General features: G+C 42.0%; 14 protein-coding genes and 1 pseudogene. 7 read left to right on the forward strand and 8 right to left on the reverse strand.

The features are described from left to right. Positions 1–4: 4 nt before the first annotated feature. Positions 5–460, reverse strand: coding sequence for a hypothetical protein (locus J5A56_RS04005; protein WP_021672304.1), 456 nt, complete (start codon positions 458–460; stop codon positions 5–7). A 436-nt stretch (positions 461–896) separates the two neighbouring features. Further along, the gene (locus tag J5A56_RS04010; RefSeq protein ID WP_021672303.1) at positions 897–1,349 is read right to left on the reverse strand and encodes a nucleoside deaminase; all 453 of its coding nucleotides are present in this window, start codon (positions 1,347–1,349) and stop codon (positions 897–899) included. Between the two features lie 232 nt (positions 1,350–1,581). On the opposite strand from J5A56_RS04010, the gene J5A56_RS04015 reads away from it, so the two are divergent. The 4 genes from J5A56_RS04015 to J5A56_RS04030 all read left to right on the forward strand — a co-directional run bounded on the left by J5A56_RS04015 (position 1,582) and on the right by J5A56_RS04030 (position 5,844). Further along, positions 1,582–1,947: a YraN family protein gene (locus J5A56_RS04015; protein WP_021672302.1), complete on the forward strand. Its 366-nt coding sequence runs from the start codon at positions 1,582–1,584 to the stop codon at positions 1,945–1,947. A 14-nt stretch (positions 1,948–1,961) separates the two neighbouring features. Next, positions 1,962–2,753, forward strand: coding sequence for a biotin--[acetyl-CoA-carboxylase] ligase (locus tag J5A56_RS04020; protein WP_021672301.1), 792 nt, complete (start codon positions 1,962–1,964; stop codon positions 2,751–2,753). Between the two features lie 53 nt (positions 2,754–2,806). Then, the gene (gene pyrH, locus J5A56_RS04025) at positions 2,807–3,517 is read left to right on the forward strand and encodes a UMP kinase (protein ID WP_021672300.1); all 711 of its coding nucleotides are present in this window, start codon (positions 2,807–2,809) and stop codon (positions 3,515–3,517) included. A 227-nt stretch (positions 3,518–3,744) separates the two neighbouring features. Further along, complete coding sequence (locus J5A56_RS04030; protein WP_021672299.1) at positions 3,745–5,844, forward strand: protein-disulfide reductase DsbD family protein; 2,100 nt, start codon at positions 3,745–3,747, stop codon at positions 5,842–5,844. A gap of 537 nt (positions 5,845–6,381) precedes the next feature. Here J5A56_RS04030 and J5A56_RS04035 read toward each other — a convergent pair. From J5A56_RS04035 to J5A56_RS04045, 3 genes and pseudogenes are all read right to left on the reverse strand, one after another. Then, positions 6,382–6,651: a hypothetical protein gene (locus J5A56_RS04035; protein WP_021672298.1), complete on the reverse strand. Its 270-nt coding sequence runs from the start codon at positions 6,649–6,651 to the stop codon at positions 6,382–6,384. Positions 6,652–6,670: 19 nt separating this feature from the next. Beyond that, entirely contained in the window at positions 6,671–7,375 is a 705-nt protein-coding gene (gene pssA, locus J5A56_RS04040; RefSeq protein WP_021672297.1) for a CDP-diacylglycerol--serine O-phosphatidyltransferase, read from the reverse strand. Positions 7,376–7,377: 2 nt separating this feature from the next. Further along, a pseudogene (locus J5A56_RS04045) lies at positions 7,378–8,081 on the reverse strand (phosphatidylserine decarboxylase family protein). Positions 8,082–8,212: 131 nt separating this feature from the next. On the opposite strand from J5A56_RS04045, the gene dnaE reads away from it, so the two are divergent. From dnaE to J5A56_RS04060, 3 genes are all read left to right on the forward strand, one after another. Further along, positions 8,213–11,932 (forward strand): DNA polymerase III subunit alpha, encoded by a 3,720-nt coding sequence (gene dnaE / locus J5A56_RS04050; protein WP_036920070.1) that lies wholly within the window; start codon positions 8,213–8,215, stop codon positions 11,930–11,932. A gap of 79 nt (positions 11,933–12,011) precedes the next feature. After that, positions 12,012–12,326 carry a thioredoxin gene (trxA, locus tag J5A56_RS04055; RefSeq protein ID WP_021672294.1) on the forward strand — a complete coding sequence of 105 codons (315 nt, stop codon included), beginning with the start codon at positions 12,012–12,014 and terminating at the stop codon, positions 12,324–12,326. Between the two features lie 310 nt (positions 12,327–12,636). Further along, entirely contained in the window at positions 12,637–14,946 is a 2,310-nt protein-coding gene (locus tag J5A56_RS04060; RefSeq protein ID WP_021672293.1) for an outer membrane beta-barrel protein, read from the forward strand. Between the two features lie 360 nt (positions 14,947–15,306). Here the strand turns inward: J5A56_RS04060 and J5A56_RS04065 are convergent, their stop codons facing one another. Genes J5A56_RS04065 through J5A56_RS04075 form a run of 3 tightly spaced genes read right to left on the reverse strand, consistent with a single transcriptional unit; the run spans position 15,307 to position 21,831 of the window. After that, positions 15,307–17,826 carry a zinc-dependent metalloprotease gene (locus J5A56_RS04065; protein ID WP_155945353.1) on the reverse strand — a complete coding sequence of 840 codons (2,520 nt, stop codon included), beginning with the start codon at positions 17,824–17,826 and terminating at the stop codon, positions 15,307–15,309. A gap of 20 nt (positions 17,827–17,846) precedes the next feature. Next, positions 17,847–20,396 carry a zinc-dependent metalloprotease gene (locus J5A56_RS04070; RefSeq protein ID WP_051305145.1) on the reverse strand — a complete coding sequence of 850 codons (2,550 nt, stop codon included), beginning with the start codon at positions 20,394–20,396 and terminating at the stop codon, positions 17,847–17,849. A gap of 7 nt (positions 20,397–20,403) precedes the next feature. Next, positions 20,404–21,831 carry a PKD-like domain-containing protein gene (locus tag J5A56_RS04075; RefSeq protein ID WP_021672290.1) on the reverse strand — a complete coding sequence of 476 codons (1,428 nt, stop codon included), beginning with the start codon at positions 21,829–21,831 and terminating at the stop codon, positions 20,404–20,406. Positions 21,832–21,869 lie beyond the last annotated feature (38 nt).

Genomic DNA, 21,869 nt, shown 5'->3' on the forward strand with positions numbered 1-21,869 from the left:
TAACCTAATCATTGTCTTTCAAGTTTTCCAAAGTCTTTTTGGCATTGTTGTAGGCGATTAACAACCCGCATCCTACAGCCAGTGGGGCAATGCCGAATACAGCGCCTATAGGGATATATCCTTTGTCAAAACTTTGCAAAATGCTCAAAACTATAATAACCAATATGGTTGCTGCCCCTCCGATAAGACAGATTGTCCCCCAAAGTAGTTCCTGGTGCATTTTTGTCATCAGTTGCTCTTTGTATGATTTCTTTGAAGGGTTCAGCTTGTCGAGAAACTCCTGCACGTCAATGTCAGGATTCTTTTCAATAATAGCCGTAACAATCTCGCTTCTTTTGTCCGTTTCGTGTTGTTTGTTACGGTAAGAGAGCCAAACTACTACAATTGGAAGTACTACTACAATTGCTATTGGAACGAGACTTTCAATAAGTGAATTAAAAATTACAGGATTCATAATCATTTATTTTAATATGTTATACATTTTGGTTTTCTTTCTGAACCGATTCACTTGTATAACGTTATTGGTTTGTAAAAGGTGACATCAAAGGCATAAATTTATTTGTTTTATGGTGTTAATTGTATTCTTGATAATGGTTCTTTTTTATGCTTACAACAGCTTTTGAGCGAATTATTTTCATGAAAATAAATATTTATTGTCGTGTAAATAATTATTTTTCTTCATGAAAGAAAATATTTCTTTTCATGAAAATAATTCGTTGGAATGTAGCTATAAGAAGTTAAAAGGGCATTTATCAGTAGTTTATCTCTTACCTCTAATATTCGTAGAGAGCACAAGTAAAATCCTTTCTTTTTCCTTTCTATATCTTATTAGTATCAGGAAAAGAGGTGATGTCTTAACTCCTTTCACTCTCTTTCACTCCTTAACTCCTCAAAACCTACCTTCTTTCTTGGAAGAACCGCTGCATCAAGGCGAGACATTCCTCTTCCATCACACCGTAAGTAACGTTAGCTTTTGGGTGGAAAGCCTTGGGTGCATACTCGTGGTAGCCCCGTTTTTCGTCGGGACAGCCATAGACAATACGCTGAAGTTGTGCCCAACCGATGGCACCAGCACACATGATGCAAGGTTCAACAGTCACATATAGCGTGCAGTCCTGCAGGTATTTACCTCCCAACTCGTTGGCAGCCATGGTTATTGCCTGCATTTCTGCGTGTGCCGTAACATCGTTCAGCGTTTCTGTTAGGTTATGGGCACGAGCGATGATGCGGTCACGGCATACCACAACAGCACCAATAGGGATTTCACCTTCTTTATATGCAGCTTCGGCTTCAGCCAATGCACGCTGCATATAGTATAGGTCTTTCTTGCTTTGTTCTTCTGTACTCATACTGCAAAAATACGGGTTTTATTTTGATTTTACGAAAGATTATTCTAACTTTGTGCTGTGAATATTGATGTACACAATTCTTGACGGGAGTGATAAAGTTTAAGGATTTAGAAGAAGTAGGCAATACCTTTGTTTCATCCGAAAATCGATTTGATACGTATAAAGAATAATCTTGTCTCTTTCTAATAGTCTTAACTTCTTAAACTTCTGCAAGTTAAGGAAAGAAAGACGCATGGCATACCATAACGAATTAGGAAAATGGGGAGAGGATGTGGCGGTAAGCTATCTCCAACAGTTGGGTTATGTCATTCTTCATCGTGATTGGGATTATCATCATCGAGACTTAGACATTGTCGCAATAGACAACGGAGAGCTGGTCATTGTTGAGGTAAAGACACGAAAGAATGAGCAGTTTGCCGATGCCGACGAGGCTGTCACCGTGCAAAAAGTGCGTTCGCTCTCGATAGCTGCCAATGCATACGTCAAGCGATATAATATCAGTTTGGATATTCGCTTTGATATTATTACTGTCGTAGGGCAGCCAACAGGAACCAATGAAGTGCGCCATGTGAAGGATGCCTTTCTTCCATTCGTATAAAGAATAGATTGTAAATGAAGATAATAGATGCCATATTAGGTTTTTTCAAGCCAACAGTAGTAGAGAAAGAAAGAGAGGTGAAAGTCGTAAGACTGGATTCTGTCGATAGTACAAACGCCTATCTGCGCACTTACACACCTGCTGAAGATGAACCAATGACAGTCGTTGTTGCCGATTATCAGACAGCAGGAAAAGGACAGGGGACGAACACTTGGGAAAGTGAAGCGGGTAAGAACCTGCTGTTTTCTGTGCTTGTTCATCCAACGATGCTGCCAGTCCGTAGTCAGTTTCTACTCTCGGAAGCTGGTGCTTTGGCACTGAAAGAAGCTTTAGCAGACTATGTAAAAGAGGATATCCGTCTGAAATGGCCGAATGACATCTATTGGAAAGATAAGAAACTAAGTGGTACGCTGATTGAGACAAAGCTCGCTGCGGGGCGTATAAAAGATTGTGTCTTCGGTGTGGGACTAAATGTAAACCAAGACGTGTTCCATAGTGATGCTCCTAATCCCGTTTCTCTCTGCCAGATTTTAGGGCATGAGGTTGACAAAGAAGAACTATTGAAGAAGATTATCAAGAAGTTCTCAGAACTCTATCAGTTGTTAGAGATGGGCGGATATAATGATATCAGTGCCATGTATCACGAAGCCTTGTACCGACGTGGAGGCTTTCATAAGTTTCGTGATGCTGATGGTGAGTTTGATGGAGCTATCGTAGAAGTAGAAGACGATGGGCATCTTATTCTCCGTGACAGCAAGGGTATGATTCGTGAATACCAATTCAAAGAAGTAGAATTTGTTATATAATTAGGTTTTGGGGAGATAAAGAAGTCCTCCTCAATACCTTTAACTCCAAAATAATGGCAAGATTTAAAAGAATACTCCTGAAGCTCTCGGGCGAGAGTTTGATGGGAAAGCAGGGCTTTGGTATCGACCCTGAGCGTCTTAGTGACTATGCAAAGCAGATAAAGGAAGTACACGAAATGGGCGTAGAGATTGGTATCGTTATCGGTGGCGGTAACATCTTCCGTGGCTTGAGCGGTAGCCAAAAAGGCTTTGACCGTGTGAAAGGTGACCAGATGGGTATGTGTGCAACCGTTATCAACTCGCTTGCGCTCAGTTCAGCACTTGAGGCTGCTGGTGTGAAAGCTAAGGTCTTGACCGCTATCCGTATGGAACCAATCGGCGAGTTCTATAGCAAGTGGAAGGCTATCGAGGCAATGGAAGCAGGTTATGTATGTATCTTCTCAGCTGGTACTGGTAGTCCTTACTTTACTACTGACACTGGTTCCAGCTTGCGTGGTATTGAGATTGAGGCTGACGTTATGCTCAAGGGAACACGTGTGGACGGTATCTACACTGCTGACCCAGAGAAAGACCCAACGGCAACAAAGTTCTCTTCCATCACTTACGATGAGATTTACACGAAGGGGCTTAAGGTGATGGACCTCACTGCAACGACTATGTGCAAAGAGAATGACCTCCCTATCTATGTCTTTAATATGGATGTTGTTGGTAATCTGAAGAAGGTTATGGACGGTGAAGATATAGGTACGTTGGTGCATAACTAATGCTGATTATTCTTGAATGAATAGCTGTTGCAGCAGGTAGGTGACTACCTGCCTGCAACAATATACGTAAAATAAAAATCGACGAGAGAACTCATCTTAATCCTGAAAACCTTTTGAACATAGATTGATAAAAAGTTATTGAATATAAATATTAAATATATACATTATGTAATGTTATAAAAATAATTTTCTTATCTTTGCAGTTCAAATTCTAATAGTATAAAACGATGAAAAGAAGAAATACACTATTTATCCTCTTTACGCTGTTGTTTAGCCTCACAGCTATGGCACAGCAGAACCCTGTTCACTTTTCTGTACAGCAGAAGCAGGTTTCACCAACAGAGGTAGAGGTTATCTTCACAGCGAAGATTGACCAGGGATGGCATGTATATTCAACGAATCTTCCTGCTGATGGTCCTACATCTGCATCTTTACATGTAGACAAAGCAGAGGGTGTAACACCGGTTGGTAAGCTCACAACACGTGGTAAAGAGTTGAATGTCTATGATAAGACTTTCGAGATGAAACTACGTTATTTCGAGAATAGCGTTGGTTTCGTTCAGCGTTACAAGATAACAGCCAAGACCTATAGTATAAAAGGTTACTTGGAATATGGTGCTTGTAATGATGAGATGTGTTTGCCACCAACACAGGTTGAATTTAATTTCAAAGGTAATGGACCTGCTTCCGCGCCCGCAGCAACACCAACAGCTGCTAATGCAGAAACGGAAAAAACAACGACAGCTGCTACTGATGTAGCAGCTGATGGTTTATCTGCACTTACCGCAATGACTGCAGATACAGCTAAGAAGGCAGATGTATTGCCATTAGATACAGCAGGACCATTAAAGCAAGAAAATGCACAAGTAAATGCAGATGCTAATTTGTGGCAGCCAGTCATTAAGGAATTGTCAGCATTTAATAGCACGAATGATAGCTCTAATAGCTCTCTTTTAGCTATTTTCTTTATGGGTATTGTTGGTGGTCTTATTGCTCTGCTCACCCCTTGTGTATGGCCTATCATTCCAATGACGGTAAGTTTCTTCCTCAAGAGAGCGAAGGATGACCGTAAGAAGGGTATACGTGATGCTGTGACATACGGCTTGTCAATCATTGTTATTTATATGGGTTTGGCAACGCTTGTTACTTGGGCTTTCGGTCCACAGAAGTTGAATGAGTTGGCAACGAATGCACCGTTCAATGTCTTCTTCTTCCTTCTGTTAGTGGTCTTTGCCTTCAGCTTCTTTGGTTGGTTTGAACTTCGATTACCTTCTTCATGGGGTAATGCGGTTGACAATAAGGCTTCAGCGACAACAGGTTTGCTTTCAATCTTCCTGATGGCATTCACCTTGTCATTGGTAAGTTTCTCTTGTACTGCTCCTGTTGTTGGTCTTCTCCTTGTTCAGGCAGCGACAAGTGGTGATTGGGTAGCTCCAGCTGTGGGTATGTTTGGCTTTGCTTTGGCACTTGCCTTACCCTTTACTTTCTTTGCCCTCTTCCCAACCTTGCTTAAGAAAGCACCAAAGTCAGGTTCATGGATGAATATGATTAAGGTTGTGTTGGGCTTCATCGAGTTGGCTTTCTCACTGAAGTTCTTGTCAGTAGCCGACCTTGCATACGGCTGGCACATTCTTGATCGTGAGACATTCCTCTCTATTTGGATTGTTCTCTTCGGTCTCATGGGTCTCTACCTGATTGGTAAACTTAAGTTCCCACATGATGACCCAGAACAGAAGGCAATGCCAGTACCTGCTATTATGTTAGGTCTTTGCTCTCTGGCTTTTTCTGTTTATATGCTCCCTGGCTTATGGGGTGCACCTACAAAGGCGGTAAGTGCTTTTGCACCACCTATTAATACGCAGGATTTTAATCTTGCTCCACAGACCGTACATGCTGATTTTACGGATTATGATGAGGGTATGCGTGCAGCTGTAGCAGCTGGTAAACCCGTCTTGGTCGACTTTACTGGCTTCGGTTGTGTTAACTGTCGTAAGATGGAAGCATCTGTGTGGACAGACTCACGGGTGGCTGATAAGTTGAAGAAAGATTATGTCCTCATCTCACTTTATGTAGACGATAAGACTCCATTGAAGCAACCTGTTGAGGTGAAACTCCCCGATGGGACTTCGCGTACGTTGCGTACTATCGGTGATAAGTGGAGTTACTTAGAGCAAACAAAGTTCGGTTATCTGGCTCAACCATTCTATGTTCCATTGGACAATGCAGGCAAGCCATTAAATGGTAGCTTCAGTTTTAAGGAGGATGTACCAGCTTATCTTGAGTTCCTTGATAAGGGATTGGATAATTATCGTGCACAGCAGAAGTAATATAATAAGGTGATGACTTTTCTTTTGGCTATCGATAGGATAGTATAAGGATTGCAGTTGTACACCTTAAAAGGGGTTGTATCAAAGAAGACGTCAGTAGTCTCAGTTTGATACACCCCTTTTTTCGTTTGATGAGTAGAAGAAATTTAAAGGTTATTCCTTGAAAAGTACAGATGCTTATTGTGTATAGTAGAGTAGAACGCCTTCCCTTTCCAAGGTCTAAAAGTAGCTGGTAAGGGTTTGAAAAATTATTACATAAGCTCAGATAAAACCCAATAAAAATAGCTCCAAATAAGTATAAAAGGCGGGTTTGTAACTAACAAAAAATCAATTGATTATAAAATGTGTTTCAAAAGGTGCTTAATTGAGCCTCAAAAGGGCGTTAGTTAGACCTCAAAAGGGCATCTTTTAGAACCCAATTAAGGCTTAATTCAAATGCAATTGAGCATCAATAGAAAAAGTGGGGATAAAAAAATAGGACAAATCTTATTGATTTATCCTATATTATTTTTGTATGTTATGTTGTATAACCTCTTGTTATGATTTCGTATCATCAGACTCCGTAAAGTCCACATACTCGCCCTCGCTGTCTGGAATAACCTGTTTACGACGTTCCTCCATTGGACGATTATCAATAATAGTATTCTCCGTGGAGCTGGGTTCTTGATGCTGATAGTCATTAGGATTAAACTGACGACGTGCACGTGTTATCTGCTTATAAAATAGGTAAGCCACCCATAAAATAAGTACTAAGAACGTGAAAAAGATGAAGAAAGCAAACTTCAGTAAGAAAGCAATAATTGACATAGCTTGGAACTTAAACTCCTTACTTTTGTGCAGGAGATTGTTTTACGATAGCCGATAGTATCACATACCATGCAATGATGATAGCAAATGATGAGATTCCGAAGATAACAACCAATGGAATACAAGTAAGCAAAAAGAGATACTTCACCTCATTTCCCTTGAATCCCCAGTGCTTAAATTTTAATGCAAACATTGGAATTTCTGATACAAGCAGCCATGAACTAATCAAAATACCAGCAAGGATAAAGTATAAAGCCGATGGGCAAGTTTCTAACTTCTCGCCTACACCTACAAGAAGTGAACCCCAAAAGAGTGCGTTAGCAGGTGTTGGCAATCCTATAAAACCTAATGCCTGACGTTCATCAAGGTTGAATTTTGCAAGACGCAATGCCGAGAAAGCTGCCATGATAAAGGCTGCATAAGGCAGATAGTCACGTAATGGCTCAAGAAAGACAGGATAAGACATTACATGTAACTGTGAAAAGATGATAGTTGATGGTGCTACACCGAAAGTAATAACATCTGCCAAAGAGTCTAACTCCTTTCCGATAGGTGAACTTACTTTCAATAAGCGTGCCACCATTCCATCAAAGAAATCAAACACAGCACCTATGATAATAAATAGCAATGCAATCTCTATATTGCCTGCAAAAGCAAAACCAATAGCGATGCAACCAGAGATAAGATTGCAACAGGTAATGCTATTAGGAATATGTTTCTTCATCTTTACTTGTTATTTGGCTTCAACTTTGCAATAACCGTCTGGTCACCCACTGTCGTTTGTCCCATCTTTACACAAACCTCAGAGCCTACAGGGAGGAAGATGTCAACACGACTACCTAACTTGATGAAGCCAAGATGCTCATCAATGTAACAATCCTCACCAGGCTTAGCGTATGTCACGATACGACGTGCCATAGCACCAGCAATCTGACGACAGAGTACATCTGTGCCATCAGGAGTTGTGATGATTGTATCGGCATGTTCGTTCTCCTCACTTGCCTTAGGAAGCCAAGCTTTATGGAACTTACCATCAAAATGTTGTACGGACTTTACGACCCCGTCTACTGGGAACCAATTGGCATGTACATTCCATAGACTCATGAAGATTGAAATCATCAATCGACGTTCATGAAATATTCATTCTCATCTACTTCTTCTATAACAACGATATGTCCGTCAGCAGGAGCCACGACAATTCCCTCCGTATCTTCACTACTAAAATAGCGGATAGGACACTGATAGAAATTGAGTACTATACCATAAATGGTACCGAACACGACTAAAAAAATCCCAAATGGTATCTTCGTTGGAACTGCAAACCAAAGAATCAAGGCGATGAGGATAATAGCTATAGCTCCATAGAACAACGTATTTGTCCCCTCGTGATGGATTCTAATCTTTTTGAGTTTCTTTTTTATTTTTCCCATGGTCGATAAACGACGTATTTGTTTTGTTGCAAAGGTACTTCTTTTTTGTCATTTCCACAAATTTTCACTCTCAATCTTTTGCTATGTCGGCTTTTCATAGTAACTTTACAGCTCAAAAACGCATAAGTTCAATGGAAGATTACGTACATTTACACGTCCACACCTATTATTCTGTTCTTGATGGTCAATCAAAGGTTACACGCCTTGTTGATAAAGCGATTGCCGATGGAATGAAGGGTATGGCAATTACTGACCATGGTGTAATGTTTGGCATAAAAGAGTTTGCTGACTATTGTGCTAAGGTTAATAAAGGTAGGAAAGAAAAGGGTGAAGAGCCTTTTAAACCTATCTTCGGTTGTGAAATGTATGTAGCACGTCGTACAATGCATGACAAGCAAAAGAGTATGCATGACAATTCAGGCTACCACCTTATCGTATTGGCGAAGAACTATACGGGTTACAAGAACCTCATAAAACTGGTGTCTAACGCATGGGTAGATGGTTATTACTATCGCCCTCGTACGGATCGTGAGCAGCTTGAGAAGTATCATGAGGGACTGATTGTCTGTACAGCTTGTATTGCAGGTGAGGTCCCAAACAAGATTATCCATGACGACATTGAGGGGGCAAGGGAAGCCTGCGAATGGTATCACCGTGTCTTTGGAGATGACTTCTATCTTGAGTTGCAACGCCATGAAGTAAAAGACCCAAGCATAGTAGCTAACCGTGAGGCTTATCCTTTGCAGCAGAAAGCCAACAAAGTGCTCATGAAGTTTGCCAAGGAATATGGCATAAAGCTAATCTGTACGAACGACTGTCACTTTGAAGATAAGGAGACTGCTGAGGCTCACGACCACTTACTCTGTATTTCAACGAACGAAGATTTGGATGATCCTAAGCGTATGCGCTACTCTAAACAAGAGTGGTTCAAGACACGTGCAGAGATGAATGACATCTTCTCGGACATTCCGGAGGCAATGACAAACACGCTGGAGATCCTTGATAAGGTAGAGATTTATGATATTAACCATGGTCCTATCATGCCATTCTTCCCTATTCCAGAAGACTTCGGAACAGAAGAAGAGTGGAGAAAGAAGTTCACAGAGGAAGATTTATACAAGGAGTTTACCACCGATGAGAACGGTGAGAACCCTCTTTCCCCTGAAGAAGGACAGAAGGTTATCGACCGTTTAGGAGGCTATGAGAAGATGTATCGCATTAAGTTTGAGGCTGACTATCTTGCCAAATTAGCCTACGATGGCGCAAAAAAGCTTTATGGCGATCCGCTCTCTGATGAGGTTAAAAATCACATCCGCTTTGAGTTGCATGTCATGAAGACGATGGGTTTCCCTGGTTACTTCCTCATTGTGCAAGACTTTATCAATGCAGCACGACAGCAGTTGGACGTTATGGTGGGACCTGGTCGTGGTTCTGCTGCAGGTTCCGTTGTGGCTTATTGCTTGGGAATTACACAGATTGACCCTTTGAAGTATGACTTACTTTTTGAGCGTTTCCTCAACCCTGACCGTGTCAATCTCCCTGATATTGATACCGACTTCGATGATGATGGTCGTGGACGTGTGCTGCAGTGGGTAATGGATAAGTACGGACATGAGAACTGTGCACATATCATCACCTACTCAACAATGGCAACAAAAAACTCTATCAAGGATGTTGCCCGCGTAGAGAAGCTACCTTTGAATGTGTCTAACGCCCTATGCAAGGCTATCCCAGAACGCTTACCTGATGGCATGAAGATGAACTTAACGAACGCTATCAAGTGCACACCACAGTTGCAGGATGCAGAGGTAAGCGAAGATATAAGGGAACGCAACACGATTAAATATGCCAAGATGTTAGAGGGAACGGTGCGTGGAACGGGTATCCATGCCTGTGGATTTATCATCTGTCGCAATCCTATTGACGAATGGGTGCCAATCTCAACAGCAGATGACCCTGATTTCCCAGAGAAGAAAGTACCTGTAACCCAGTATGATGGTCACGTCATTGAGTCAACAGGTCTTATCAAGATGGACTTCCTCGGACTGAAGACACTCTCCGAGTTAAAGGAGGCTTGTAAGGTTGTTAAGCAAACGAGAGGTGACGTGATAGACCTTGAGAAGATACCTATTGATGACGAATTGACTTACCAACTCTATCAGCGTGGACAAACCATTGGTACATTCCAGTTTGAGTCTGCTGGTATGCAGAAGTATCTGCGTGAGCTTCATCCAACAGTGTTTGAAGACCTCATCGCCATGAATGCACTCTATCGTCCAGGTCCAATGGATTATATTCCAGACTTTATCAAGCGTAAGCATGACCCCTCTTTGGTGAAGTATGACATCCCTTGTATGGAGAAGTACCTCAAAGATACCTATGGAATCACTGTCTATCAGGAGCAAGTGATGCTCTTGAGTCGCCAGTTAGCGAACTTTACTCGTGGTGAGAGTGATGCCCTTCGTAAGGCGATGGGTAAGAAGATGAAAGCCATCGTTGACAAAATGAAGCCTAAGTTCATCAAGCAAGGACAAGAGAATGGGCACGACCCACAGATTCTTGAGAAGATATGGAGCGACTGGGAGAAGTTTGCCAGCTACGCTTTCAACAAGTCACATGCCACCTGTTACTCATGGGTAGCTTACCAGACGGCTTACATGAAGGCGCATTATCCAGCCGAATATATGGCTGCATTGATGACACGTCGTTTCAGTCAGATTACCGAAATCACAAAGTTGATGGAGGAATGTAAGGCATTGAAGATTGCAACTCTCGGTCCTGATGTCAACGAGAGTCAGATAGGCTTTGGCGTAAATAAGCATGGTGAGATTCGCTTCGGACTATCAGCTATCAAGGGAATGGGTGCAAGTGCGGCTGAAAGTATTGTATGCGAACGTATGGAGAATGGTCCTTATAAGGATATATACGACTTTGCAGAACGTGTTGATCTCAGTAATGTAAACCGCAAGGCATTTGAAAGTTTGGCTTATAGTGGAGGTTTCGATAGCTTCGGATTGCAACGAGAACAATACTTTGCTGTCACTGGAAAGGGTGATTTGTTCTTGGATACTATCGTCCGTTATGGTCAGCTTTTCCAAGCTGAAAAGGCACAACAACAGAACTCACTCTTCGGAGGTATGGATGCGGTAGATGTAGTTCATCCTATTGCACCCAAGGCAGAGAAGTGGCCTACTATTGAGAAATTGAATAAGGAACGTGAACTGGTAGGTATCTATCTGTCAGCTCACCCTCTTGATGAGTATAGTGTCGTACTAAATAATATGTGTAACACACATTGCTCTAAATTCGGTCGTAATGCAGATATGCAAGAACTGGCAAAAGTCGATGAATTGACATTCGGCGGTATTGTCACATCTGTTAATGAGCGTTTCTCACAGAAGACAGGAAAGCCATTTGGCTTTGTCACGATAGAAGACTTTCATGGAACGGGCGAGTTAGCACTCTTTGGTGACGACTGGGCACGATGGAATAATCTTCTGAAGATGAACTACACCATCTATATTACGGCAAAGTGTCAGCCTCGTTATCGCAATAATCCAGATCTCTTAGAACTTAAAGTACAGAACATTGAGCAACTATATGACGTAAAAAAGAATCGTTTAGAACGCTTTACCATCTCTATGGATGCAACAGCATTAGACGATGCGTTCGTTTCGGAATTAGCAACAGTCATCGAGGAACATATCGGTAACACACAACTTTACATACAGTTACGAACACCAGACAACACTGTACTTATGCTAAGAAGTAAGAATGGTGGCGTTAATGTCGACCGTAAGCTGATAGACTTTATCTCATCAAATAAGAAGTTGGAGTTCCATATTAATTAAATCGAATGTGGCACAATCTTTGATGATAGAGTAAATAGATAGAAAAGACAATATTAATAAACTTATAAACAGAATAAAAATGGAAGTAGTAATTACAAGCGAGAATTTAGAGACTTACAAGAATGGTGAATTACCATTGGTAGTTGATTTGTGGGCAACATGGTGTGGACCTTGTAAGATGATTGGTCCTATCATCTCTGAACTTGCTGAAGAGTACGACGGTAAGATCGTTGTAGGCAAATGTGATGTAGAAGAGAATGATGACGTAGCTATCGACTTCGGTGTACGTAACATCCCAACAATCCTCTTCTTCAAGGGTGGTAAGTTGGTTGACAAGTTCGTTGGTGCAGCATCAAAGGACGTTCTCAAAGAGAAGTTCGACGCGCTGCTCTAAGCAAAACCCTTATAACTATAAAGCCATATCAGACAATCCTTTTATAGGACTCTGATATGGCTTTTTTCATTCTATTACGTTTTGAATCCCTTGTGTTAGGTAAATCTATCCTCTTCAATGCTATATCCACTTCAACTATAAAAACTTATACACGAACTATTTTCTATCAAAAAAGGGTGTATCAAACTAAAAGTTTTTCTGTTTTTTTTGTACGAATCCGTATCTTTTTATATATTTGCAGCAGACACGTATAGTGCCAAGGGAAAAACAACTGAGTTCGAACCTTTCGTCTCACTCAATCTCATGAGTTATGGAAAAACTATTACTTATCCTCCTTCTGTTCTGCACCGGACTTAGAGCTAATGCACAATCCGTATCTGGAAAGGTGTTTGATGAAAACAAGAAGCCTATCCCCTACGCAAATGTCATTATCCTTTCAGCTAAGGATTCTACCTTCATTGTTGGTACAACAACCGCTGATGACGGTAGTTTCAATTTCAAGGAGGTTACATTAGGTAATATCCTCAAAGCCTCCTTCGTAGGCTATGAACCTTTCACTACGGTTCTTTCCAACCAAGGCAACCTTACTATCGTACTGAAAGAAGATGCAAAAATGATGAAAGAGGTGGTCGTCAAAGGCAATGCTCCCCTACACAAGATGACAACAGAGGGTATACAAACGAACATCGAGAACACTATACTGAGCAAACTCGGTACTTGTGAGGATGTTCTTGCACATGTCCCAGGACTGACAAAGAAGAAAGATGGCTACGAAGTATTTGGTAGAGGTACACCTATCATCTATATCAATGGTCGTCAGATGCGTGATGCAACAGAGCTTGAACGCCTGAAATCAAGCGATATCAAAAGCGTTGAGGTAATAAGCAACCCCGGAAGTAAGTATAATGCAGCCGTAAGAGCAGTCGTAAAGATACGCACGAAGAAGGCTGTAGGCGACGGCTTTGGCTTCGATGTACGCTCCGCCTACTACCAGTCGGAGAATGTAGACCTCTCGGAACGGGTCAACTGGAAGTATCGCCATAAGCGTTTAGAACTCTTTGGTGGGCATGGCTATTCACTTGACAACAGCCTCGAACACAGCACAACAACTACTATTGTTCACGCTGACACCCTCTGGCAGCAGGATTTCACGCAAAAAGTCCCCGATAAGAATTCTATTTTCAAGAATATTATAGGAGCAGACTATCAGTTGAATGACAGCAATTCTGTCGGTATCAAATACATGATTAACTTCCCTCATGACTTCCCCCTATCTGTTTTTATTAGTAGTGATGTAACGGCAAACGGGACTTTCTACGACCATATTAACACCTTTGCAACATGCAAGCAGTCCCATCGTCCTTCCCAATTCATTAATCTCTACTATGTTGGAAAGATAGGAAAGATGGACATAGACTTCAATGCTGATTATCTTTATAACAAGCAAAATAACCATACTACCTCTCGAGAAGAAAGTCGCAACAAGACCAGTCGCACCGTGACTTCCGACAATCAAGAGCGCAACAGGCTCTTTGCTTCTAAGCTAACCTTGGGCTATCCTGTTTTAGGAGGTAATCTGTCAGTGGGTGCAGAATATACCTATACGAACCGCAATGACACGTATAGCAATCCTGAAAACTATGTCCCAAGCTCATCCGCACAGCTAAAAGAGTCGAATATCGCTCCTTTTATGGAATACAAACACCAGCTATCTATCTGCCAGTTGACAGCTGGTCTGCGCTGGGAGGCGGTACACTTCAACTATTATGAAAACGGACAGCACATTGCTAATCAGAGTCGTTCGTTCAGCAACTTATTCCCAAGCATCTCTGCAGCTACTCAAATAGGAGACCTACAGATGCAATTAAGCTATGCAGCGAGGACATGTCGTCCTTCTTACCGTCAGTTAAGCAATAACGTTACATACGGCAATCGTTTCTTGATGCAGTCGGGTAACCCACTGCTTCAGCACGAATATATCCACGACATAAGCTTAGGAGCTATGTGGAAGTTCATCCAGTTTGGCATCTCTTACAATGACCGTCGTCACGCCATTGTCTTCTGGAGCGAACAAGACAGTCATAACTCAGCTATCTCACGTCTTACCTACACGAATCTTCCAAGCATCAAGACAATATCTACTCAGTTAGCTTTTTCGCCAACAATCGGTATCTGGACACCTGAGTTCACGGCATTAATGAAGAAGCAATGGCTCACATTACATACAAGTACAAAGACCTATAAGCTGAACAAACCAATCTGGCAATTCAGCTTTAACAACACCTTTGACTTTGGAAAAGGTTGGTTGCTATCAATGGAGTCCTACCTCGTTACAAAAGGCGATGGCGAAATTGCCTCATTAGCAAGCAATAGAGGTTCGCTTGACATCAACCTTACCAAGTCTTTCCTAAAAGACAGACTCGCACTTCGTATTGGTGGAACAGACTTGTTCCATACCCAAAAAGAAGGAGGAATTAGCTACACAGAGTCTATGGAGACTCAATATATTGGTACATACGACAGCCGTCAGTTTGTTCTAACTGTTACCTATAAGTTCAACACTTCACGAAGCAAATACAAGGGTACAGGTGCTGGTCAGGCTGAAAAGAACAGATTATAGACAACAAAAAAGCACAAGTAAACTTAGCCTCTGACCCAATAGGCTAAGTTTACTTGTGCCTGAATAACTCCCTACTTACCCCGAATTGCCTCTGCTTTGGCGGTATATCACAAGTTGTTTAGTACTCCGCACCATTGGTGCGAAGCCTTAGCACAATATGTGCGAAGCCTTAGCACAACATGTGCGCAGCAACAACACATCAGCTAAAAGTGAGAAGAACGAGGCTTTATGCGTATTATAATGAGTACTGCAAGACGTTAATAGCTAACGAAGAGAAGAGTACAGATACAAAGAAAGAGGGTATATCCAAGACACAAACGTCTAAGATATACCCTCTGAAATGTATGTTAACACGGAAGATTAATCATTCATATAACGCTGAACACGTGCATACATCAACTCATATTGAGATTTGATAGTTGTATCCTTCGTTGTCTTAATGCGTTCCTCAAGAAGTTTCTGAAGCTTCTGTGCATAGTGGAACACATATTCGGCTGTGCGGTCGATGGTCTCTGTCCACATCGTCTCTGGTTCACCATAACCAACACCAAAGCCAAGGAAAGCCACATCCTGCTTGTCATCACGCAAGCTGCGCACCTTACCAACCTGTTTAACCTCAACAATGTTAGCCTTCAGACGTTCAACATAGAGTTGCTGCATGGCGATATCATCGTCGTCGAGATTCTCATCACCTGCGATTGTCTTAGCCCAAACATTATTATACGTGTCTTCGCAATACTCCAATGGAGAATAAGAAGTAGAGTCAGCATAATAGCTCAATGCTAAACGCGCAGTTGCTGAAAGAGCCATTTCCTGAATACCACCTGCCAATGTTTTGTAAGGATGAGAGTTAATCTGAGGTAGACGATTCTCAATACTCTCAACACCACGCTTACCAAACTTGCGTGCTTCCTGTAACAACCACATCGCAGCAGCACGCTGTTTCTCCTTAGGCATCACCTCATAACGAGGAATACCAGAAGACTCTGTTGTCTGATTCAGCTTGATACCACCAATGACAGCATAGACATTACGTGCATAACCGTAAGCTTGAGAAACCATTTGACGATAGAGTTTAGCCTTACGTGCACCATCAGCACCATCAGGAATCCACTCATCGAAATGACTGAGAATATACTCAAGGTTCTTAAGACCGTATGTACTTGACTTCACAGCATCGTCACCGAGATCCTCCTCAATGGCGGTTGGGTCGTAACGATAGCGTGACTGCTGAAGTACGTAACGATACATTGGGTCGTTAGCATGAGACTCAACAAGTGCCATCAATGGCTTTACGTCATCTCTGAAACTCTTTGAATTAGGGAAAACACGGTAGCCCCACTCTATTGCATAGTTGTCATACACACCGAGGTAAGGAGGAGTCAGTGACACACCCTTATCTGTTGGCTGTGCAACATAGTTGAAACGAGCATAGTCCATGATAGATGCTGTCGTACCATACTTCTGTGTGAAGCTTGCAGAACGGAGCGAATCAGTTGGGATTGCAGCCGATGAAGCCATGTTGTGCATCAGTCCGAGTGTATGTCCTACCTCGTGAGTTACAATATACTCCAATGTTGGCAACAAAATGCTATCAGGCATATCCAATGTTCGTGCAGCAGGATCAAGCTGTGATGTCTGAATAAAACGCCAACTATTGATGACATTCACAACATCATTATACACCAATACGGTCGCTGTGATAATCTCACCTGTACGAGGATCAACCCATGAAGGACCCATTGCATTCTCTGTTGCAGTAGGCAGATAACGAATGCAAGAATACTGGAAGTTATCAGGATCGAAGTTTGGATCATTGGTTGGGAAGTCCACAGCCTGCATCACATTCTTGAAACCGATACGCTCGAAAGCCTTATTCCATCTAAGAACAGCATTCCGAATTGCTGGCTTCCACTTTTCAGGGAACGCATTATCGATATAGAACACAATAGGTTTAACTGGCTCACTGAGCTGACCTGCAAAGTAAGCAGCTGGGTCTTTTGGTTCTACACGCCAACGATTGATAAAGCTTGCATGGTCGATAAGACTGTCATTGACGATAGACTTTGGTGTAAGGAAGTAGCCAAGACGAGTATCACTCAGACGAGGCGTCATCATATCCTCTGGCAAGAGTGCCAAAGTAAACTGTACACCAATAGAAACTGGATGATTGCTAATAGCAACATTACCACTGTTACCAGTCATATTGGTAACGTAGTTGCGCTCCATCGAGATACAAGCATTGTTTGCAAACGACTTCAAAGAAGTTACTTTAATCCACTCTGGTCTCAAGTCAGCATCCACACGATATGGACCAGCTATCTTTGCAATCACTGGGAAATACTTACTCTCTCTCAAGAAGAAAGAAGAAACATCAAAGAGAATACCTCCAGTCTTCTTGTTTCTTGCCTTGATTGGGAAGCTATAGAAGTCAAGGTTACGATAGTTCGTAGCCTGTGCCTGCTTCGCATTGCCTGCTGGTAGGGCATCAAGTAATTCAGAGTTGATTGCCTGCATTACGATAGAGCTATCCTTCTCTACAAAACGCACGTGTGAAACAGAGCCTGCACGAGTACCAACATCAGCAAACTGTGGGCTTGATACAGATGAAATTGTAGCACCAATCAGCATGTCACGACCGATAGACGAAGGTGGCAACTCCATGAGAAGTTTCTCACCTGTTCTATAGAACGAAACGAATGGTCCCTTTGCAGAGTCTGTCTTCTCTTCGGTTAGAATACGCTCATAGGCATCTTTCTTCACCACAGAAGTAGTGGTTGTAGCCTTCTTTTTCTTCTTCTTAAAGAAAGGGAACGCCTGTGCTGACAGTGAAAGACTCAAGAATCCCACTGCTAATAGGGTCGCATGAACCGATTTCATTGATAAAAATGAAGTCTTTCTCATTTCTTCACCTCCATTGTCTTATTGATTTTGAAGAGCATCATCTCGTAGTGTGTACGCGCTTCAAGTGGCAAGTTAGCCTTCAAACACTTCTCCAAAGCAGTTCTCAACTTCAAAAGACAGTTGTAGAAGTAAAGCTCTGAATTGTCTGCGAGGGTGATATCAACAGCTGGAGCAAGGTTCTGAGAAGGGTCACCAAAGCCCGGAGTAGCACCAAGATCATCACCCTTTAAAGCCATGCTTGAACCTGAGCCACCACCTGAGCCACCATTACCAGTAGCCTTAGAAACAACACTCTGTGCCTGACTCATAAATGCACGCTGCAAAACACGCTCGCCCTGAGAAGGTGCGCGCATCTCAGCAACACTCTTGAAGAGGGTGTTATAGATATCATCAAAGTACTCTTTCTGTGTGTAACTGTTTGGATTCAAGTAAGAAGTGATAGCTACACGCATACGTGCTGCCATCAAATCGTAACCCATAAACTCCAAACTCTGGTCATAATAGCTTACTGACAAGTAGCCCTTACGCTCAAAATCACGGTTAGCATACTTCTTGAAGTTCATCGCCTCCTGCAAACACCACAAGAGTGAACGACGCTGAAGGTCCTTAGAAACAACCTGATACTGTGGAACTCCTGCTGAAATCTTCATATTATTGAGGTACATACCACCAACATTACTCAACACCTGCTTGAACAAAGCATAACGATTCTGTGATATCTGCAGGTATAACTGATCCTTGATACGAGTATCTTCATCGTTCTTAATCCACTTAGAGAGATTGTTTTCAACGATTGTATAGTTCTTATTTGCAAGGTTTGCACTCGCTATCATATCGTTACCAAGCGCACCAGCAGCAAGACGTGGGTCCCACTTAGCATTGCGCTCAGCATAATAACGAAGACGTGGGTTTGTCACCTTCTTGTCAACAAACGCCTCAAGTATATTCTTCTCATCATTGATAGAAACATTATCAGTATCAAAATAACGATAGTTCCAATCAATTGTAAAGTAGTCATACATGCCAAGTCCTGTTGGAGCAAGGCGTACACCATTGTCAGATGGCTGTGCAACGTAATTGTAATGAACATCATCCATTACCGAAGGTGCAAGCCCCATTGTCGTTGTGAAACGTGCATTACGAAGAGAGTCAGTAGGATAAGTAGCGGAAGCACCTGGATTATCCAACAAGCCTAACATACTTCCTGTCTCCTTCATTACTAACATCTTAAGCCCTTCCGCAAATTTAGCAGCTGGTAAACGATTACCACGAACAGATGCGTCAACAGCACCAGTCTGTATCAAACGCCACTTGTGCAGCAGTTTCTCAACATCAGAATAAACGAACATTGAAGCAGCCATAATCTCACCCGTGTTAGGGTTGACATGGATATCACTCTTCGGAGCTGATGACGAACCGCTTGGTATGTATCGAATACAAGAATACTTAACATTATCTGGATCGAAATCACCTTGCTTCTGTGGAAAGTCAACAACCTCAATAGCATTCTTAAAACCTATTCGCTCAAAGGCTTTGTTCCACTCGAGAACACCTTCACGGATAGGTTGTTTCCAAGCCTCTGGGAAGGTGTTATCCAAATAGAAACGAATTGGATTAACAGGCTGCGTCAGCTTTCCTTTTGCATACGACTTCTTATCCTTTGGCACAAGATTCCAACGATGAGAGAAGAAGATACGCTTCGTGCTTTCCCCTTCTTGTGGAATACCTAAACGAACAGAGTAGTTAACACCTATGCGTGAGTCCATGATGCGTGGACGCATTGCTGACTCTGGAACAAGTGCCAAACTATAGCTAACCCCAACTGTTGTGGGACGTTCACCACCGATAGGCATTGACATCAACGAAGTAGACACACCGTAAGTGAAGTCATTATTGACAACGAGATTGTTGTCAAAACTCTTTATACCACGAATGAATGAAAGCTCTGACTTTGGAGTTGCCTTAACGCTATAGTTACCATTCTTAGTTGGCATAACGGGCAAGAGGTTTGTTGGTTTACCCAATAAAGAGGTCACATCAAAGACAACAGCTGTACTATCATTGTTGTAAGCCATGATATTGAAACCCTGCCAAATCCCATCACGATAATTCAGTGCCAATGCACCATCAAGATTAGATGAGGTTGCATTGTCTTTAAAAAGAACATTGTTAGGCAACTTCATCACAACAGAACTATCCTGTATATCAAAGTAGAACAGTACAGGATTAGAACTTGTTGAACCTACCGTTACAGCCGTTGGATCGGTTGTAGAGGTAATGGTTCCACCGAGCATCATCTCTTTCTTTAGCAAAGTACGTGGCAGTTCCAAGTAGATTTTGTTATCAAGCTTATGAACTGTAATAAACTTACTACGTGCCGTCTCTGTCTTCTTATCCTTGAAGAGGCGGTCATATTTCGTCTCCTTCTTAGGTTTAGACTTAGACTTGTCATCATCAGCTTTTACTGTGGTACTTTGCAATACAAGGAGGAACAACAATGCCCCTCCAAGTATAGAATTCTTAAATGAAAAATTCATTCTTATCATTTGTATGTTATTTATTTCTATATAATGCCTTCACAATGCGTCCTGTGATATGTTGCTTTGACCAGCGCAGACTGTTAGTCTGTGTATCGTAGCAATAGAGACTTCCAGGCATTGAAGCAGAAGTATCATTTGTTGCCACATAGATGAGGTTATCATCATCAGAGAATGCCATATCAACAATCTTCTCAGTACTGTTACCAACGGTGAACAATGCTGTGGTTGGGAAGTTACTGTTTGCAAGAACGTTATGTGCATAGACTGCATTCCCGTTGGTATAGTAAACAATATTCTTACTGCGTGCGGAACGAACCACAGAACCATTCGTTATACCAGAAGTAGAAGGCATTGCAACACGATAAACGACATTTGCTGCAATTCTCTTATCTGCTGATGAAGAGTAGTAACCTGGGAAGAGGTATGTGAAGTAGAACGTACCACTGCTCTTCTGACAGGTAATCAGTGCCATTTTACGTTGTTTGTCAACGCTACCCATACCAACTAAGGTGTCACCTGTAAAGGTTCCCTTCAAAATCTCAGCAGGAACAGCAGTGTTCTCAATCGCTGATGCCAACAGTGCGCCATGTGCATTGTCGAAGTAAGCATCACCATGAGCATAGAAGAGGTCGTCTCTCCACCAAGGTGTCATATAAGAAGCGAATGTTACTGAACCACCGACAGCATTTGTGAAGCGTGATGTCTGTGAAACCAAAGTCGTTGTGTTCAGACCCAAAGAATACAGGTTATTCTTTGTAATAGCCATCATCTTTGATGAACTTGGGTCAGAGTTAGCCTCAACCTGTATCACCTTCTCGTTGACAGGTGTCTGGAACACTGATAACATCTCATAGCTATCAAGCTGATAAAGTGTAGAAGGATTACCAGCAGCAATGACCAGAATGTTATTTGTCTGACTACCGATAGACTTGCTCCATGCCATAGAACATGGTTTACCGAAGTTGATGTTTGGATTGTTAGAAGCCAATACGTCAAGATGGAACTCCTTGTTTACATCCTCTGTTGGAACGTATGAAAGAATAGCCTTACTGTTGTTTTCAGCCAAGAGATAAATACCCTTTGTATAAGCATACTCAACATTGACGGTAAACTCATAAATCTGAATATTCTGACCATTGCTCAATCTGAGTCGACCAGTATAAGTCCCAGAATTCTGAATAGGATAAACAAGTGCTGTATCACTTGAAACCAACTTGTGATTTATCTCCCATTCGTAAGTGAGTTTCTGCTTACCATTGCTCTGCAATACCGTGGGGGTAATCTTTAAAGTGTCACCCTGATTGAGCGTGTAAGTGCTGTTTAATGGTGTCTGCAAACTAATTACAGATACCCCGTCACCACCTTCTGTCGACTCGTCATTGATACACGAAGTGAAGGCAAACGCTGCAACAGCTAAGATATACAAATATTTCTTTACCATATTTTTGTGCAATTAAATAGTGGTTTTACTAATAAAAA

This window comes from Prevotella melaninogenica (assembly GCF_018128065.1).
In the GTDB taxonomy this organism is placed as follows: Bacteria; Bacteroidota; Bacteroidia; order Bacteroidales; family Bacteroidaceae; genus Prevotella.

Coding starts and splice junctions, on each gene's coding strand:
- J5A56_RS04005 (WP_021672304.1), bottom strand. CDS start 460: ATGATTATGAATCCTGTAATTTTTAATTCACTTATTGAAAGTCTCGTT.
- J5A56_RS04010 (WP_021672303.1), bottom strand. CDS start 1,349: ATGAGTACAGAAGAACAAAGCAAGAAAGACCTATACTATATGCAGCGT.
- J5A56_RS04015 (WP_021672302.1), top strand. CDS start 1,582: ATGGCATACCATAACGAATTAGGAAAATGGGGAGAGGATGTGGCGGTA.
- J5A56_RS04020 (WP_021672301.1), top strand. CDS start 1,962: ATGAAGATAATAGATGCCATATTAGGTTTTTTCAAGCCAACAGTAGTA.
- pyrH (WP_021672300.1), top strand. CDS start 2,807: ATGGCAAGATTTAAAAGAATACTCCTGAAGCTCTCGGGCGAGAGTTTG.
- J5A56_RS04030 (WP_021672299.1), top strand. CDS start 3,745: ATGAAAAGAAGAAATACACTATTTATCCTCTTTACGCTGTTGTTTAGC.
- J5A56_RS04035 (WP_021672298.1), bottom strand. CDS start 6,651: ATGTCAATTATTGCTTTCTTACTGAAGTTTGCTTTCTTCATCTTTTTC.
- pssA (WP_021672297.1), bottom strand. CDS start 7,375: ATGAAGAAACATATTCCTAATAGCATTACCTGTTGCAATCTTATCTCT.
- dnaE (WP_036920070.1), top strand. CDS start 8,213: ATGGAAGATTACGTACATTTACACGTCCACACCTATTATTCTGTTCTT.
- trxA (WP_021672294.1), top strand. CDS start 12,012: ATGGAAGTAGTAATTACAAGCGAGAATTTAGAGACTTACAAGAATGGT.
- J5A56_RS04060 (WP_021672293.1), top strand. CDS start 12,637: ATGGAAAAACTATTACTTATCCTCCTTCTGTTCTGCACCGGACTTAGA.
- J5A56_RS04065 (WP_155945353.1), bottom strand. CDS start 17,826: ATGAAATCGGTTCATGCGACCCTATTAGCAGTGGGATTCTTGAGTCTT.
- J5A56_RS04070 (WP_051305145.1), bottom strand. CDS start 20,396: ATGATAAGAATGAATTTTTCATTTAAGAATTCTATACTTGGAGGGGCA.
- J5A56_RS04075 (WP_021672290.1), bottom strand. CDS start 21,831: ATGGTAAAGAAATATTTGTATATCTTAGCTGTTGCAGCGTTTGCCTTC.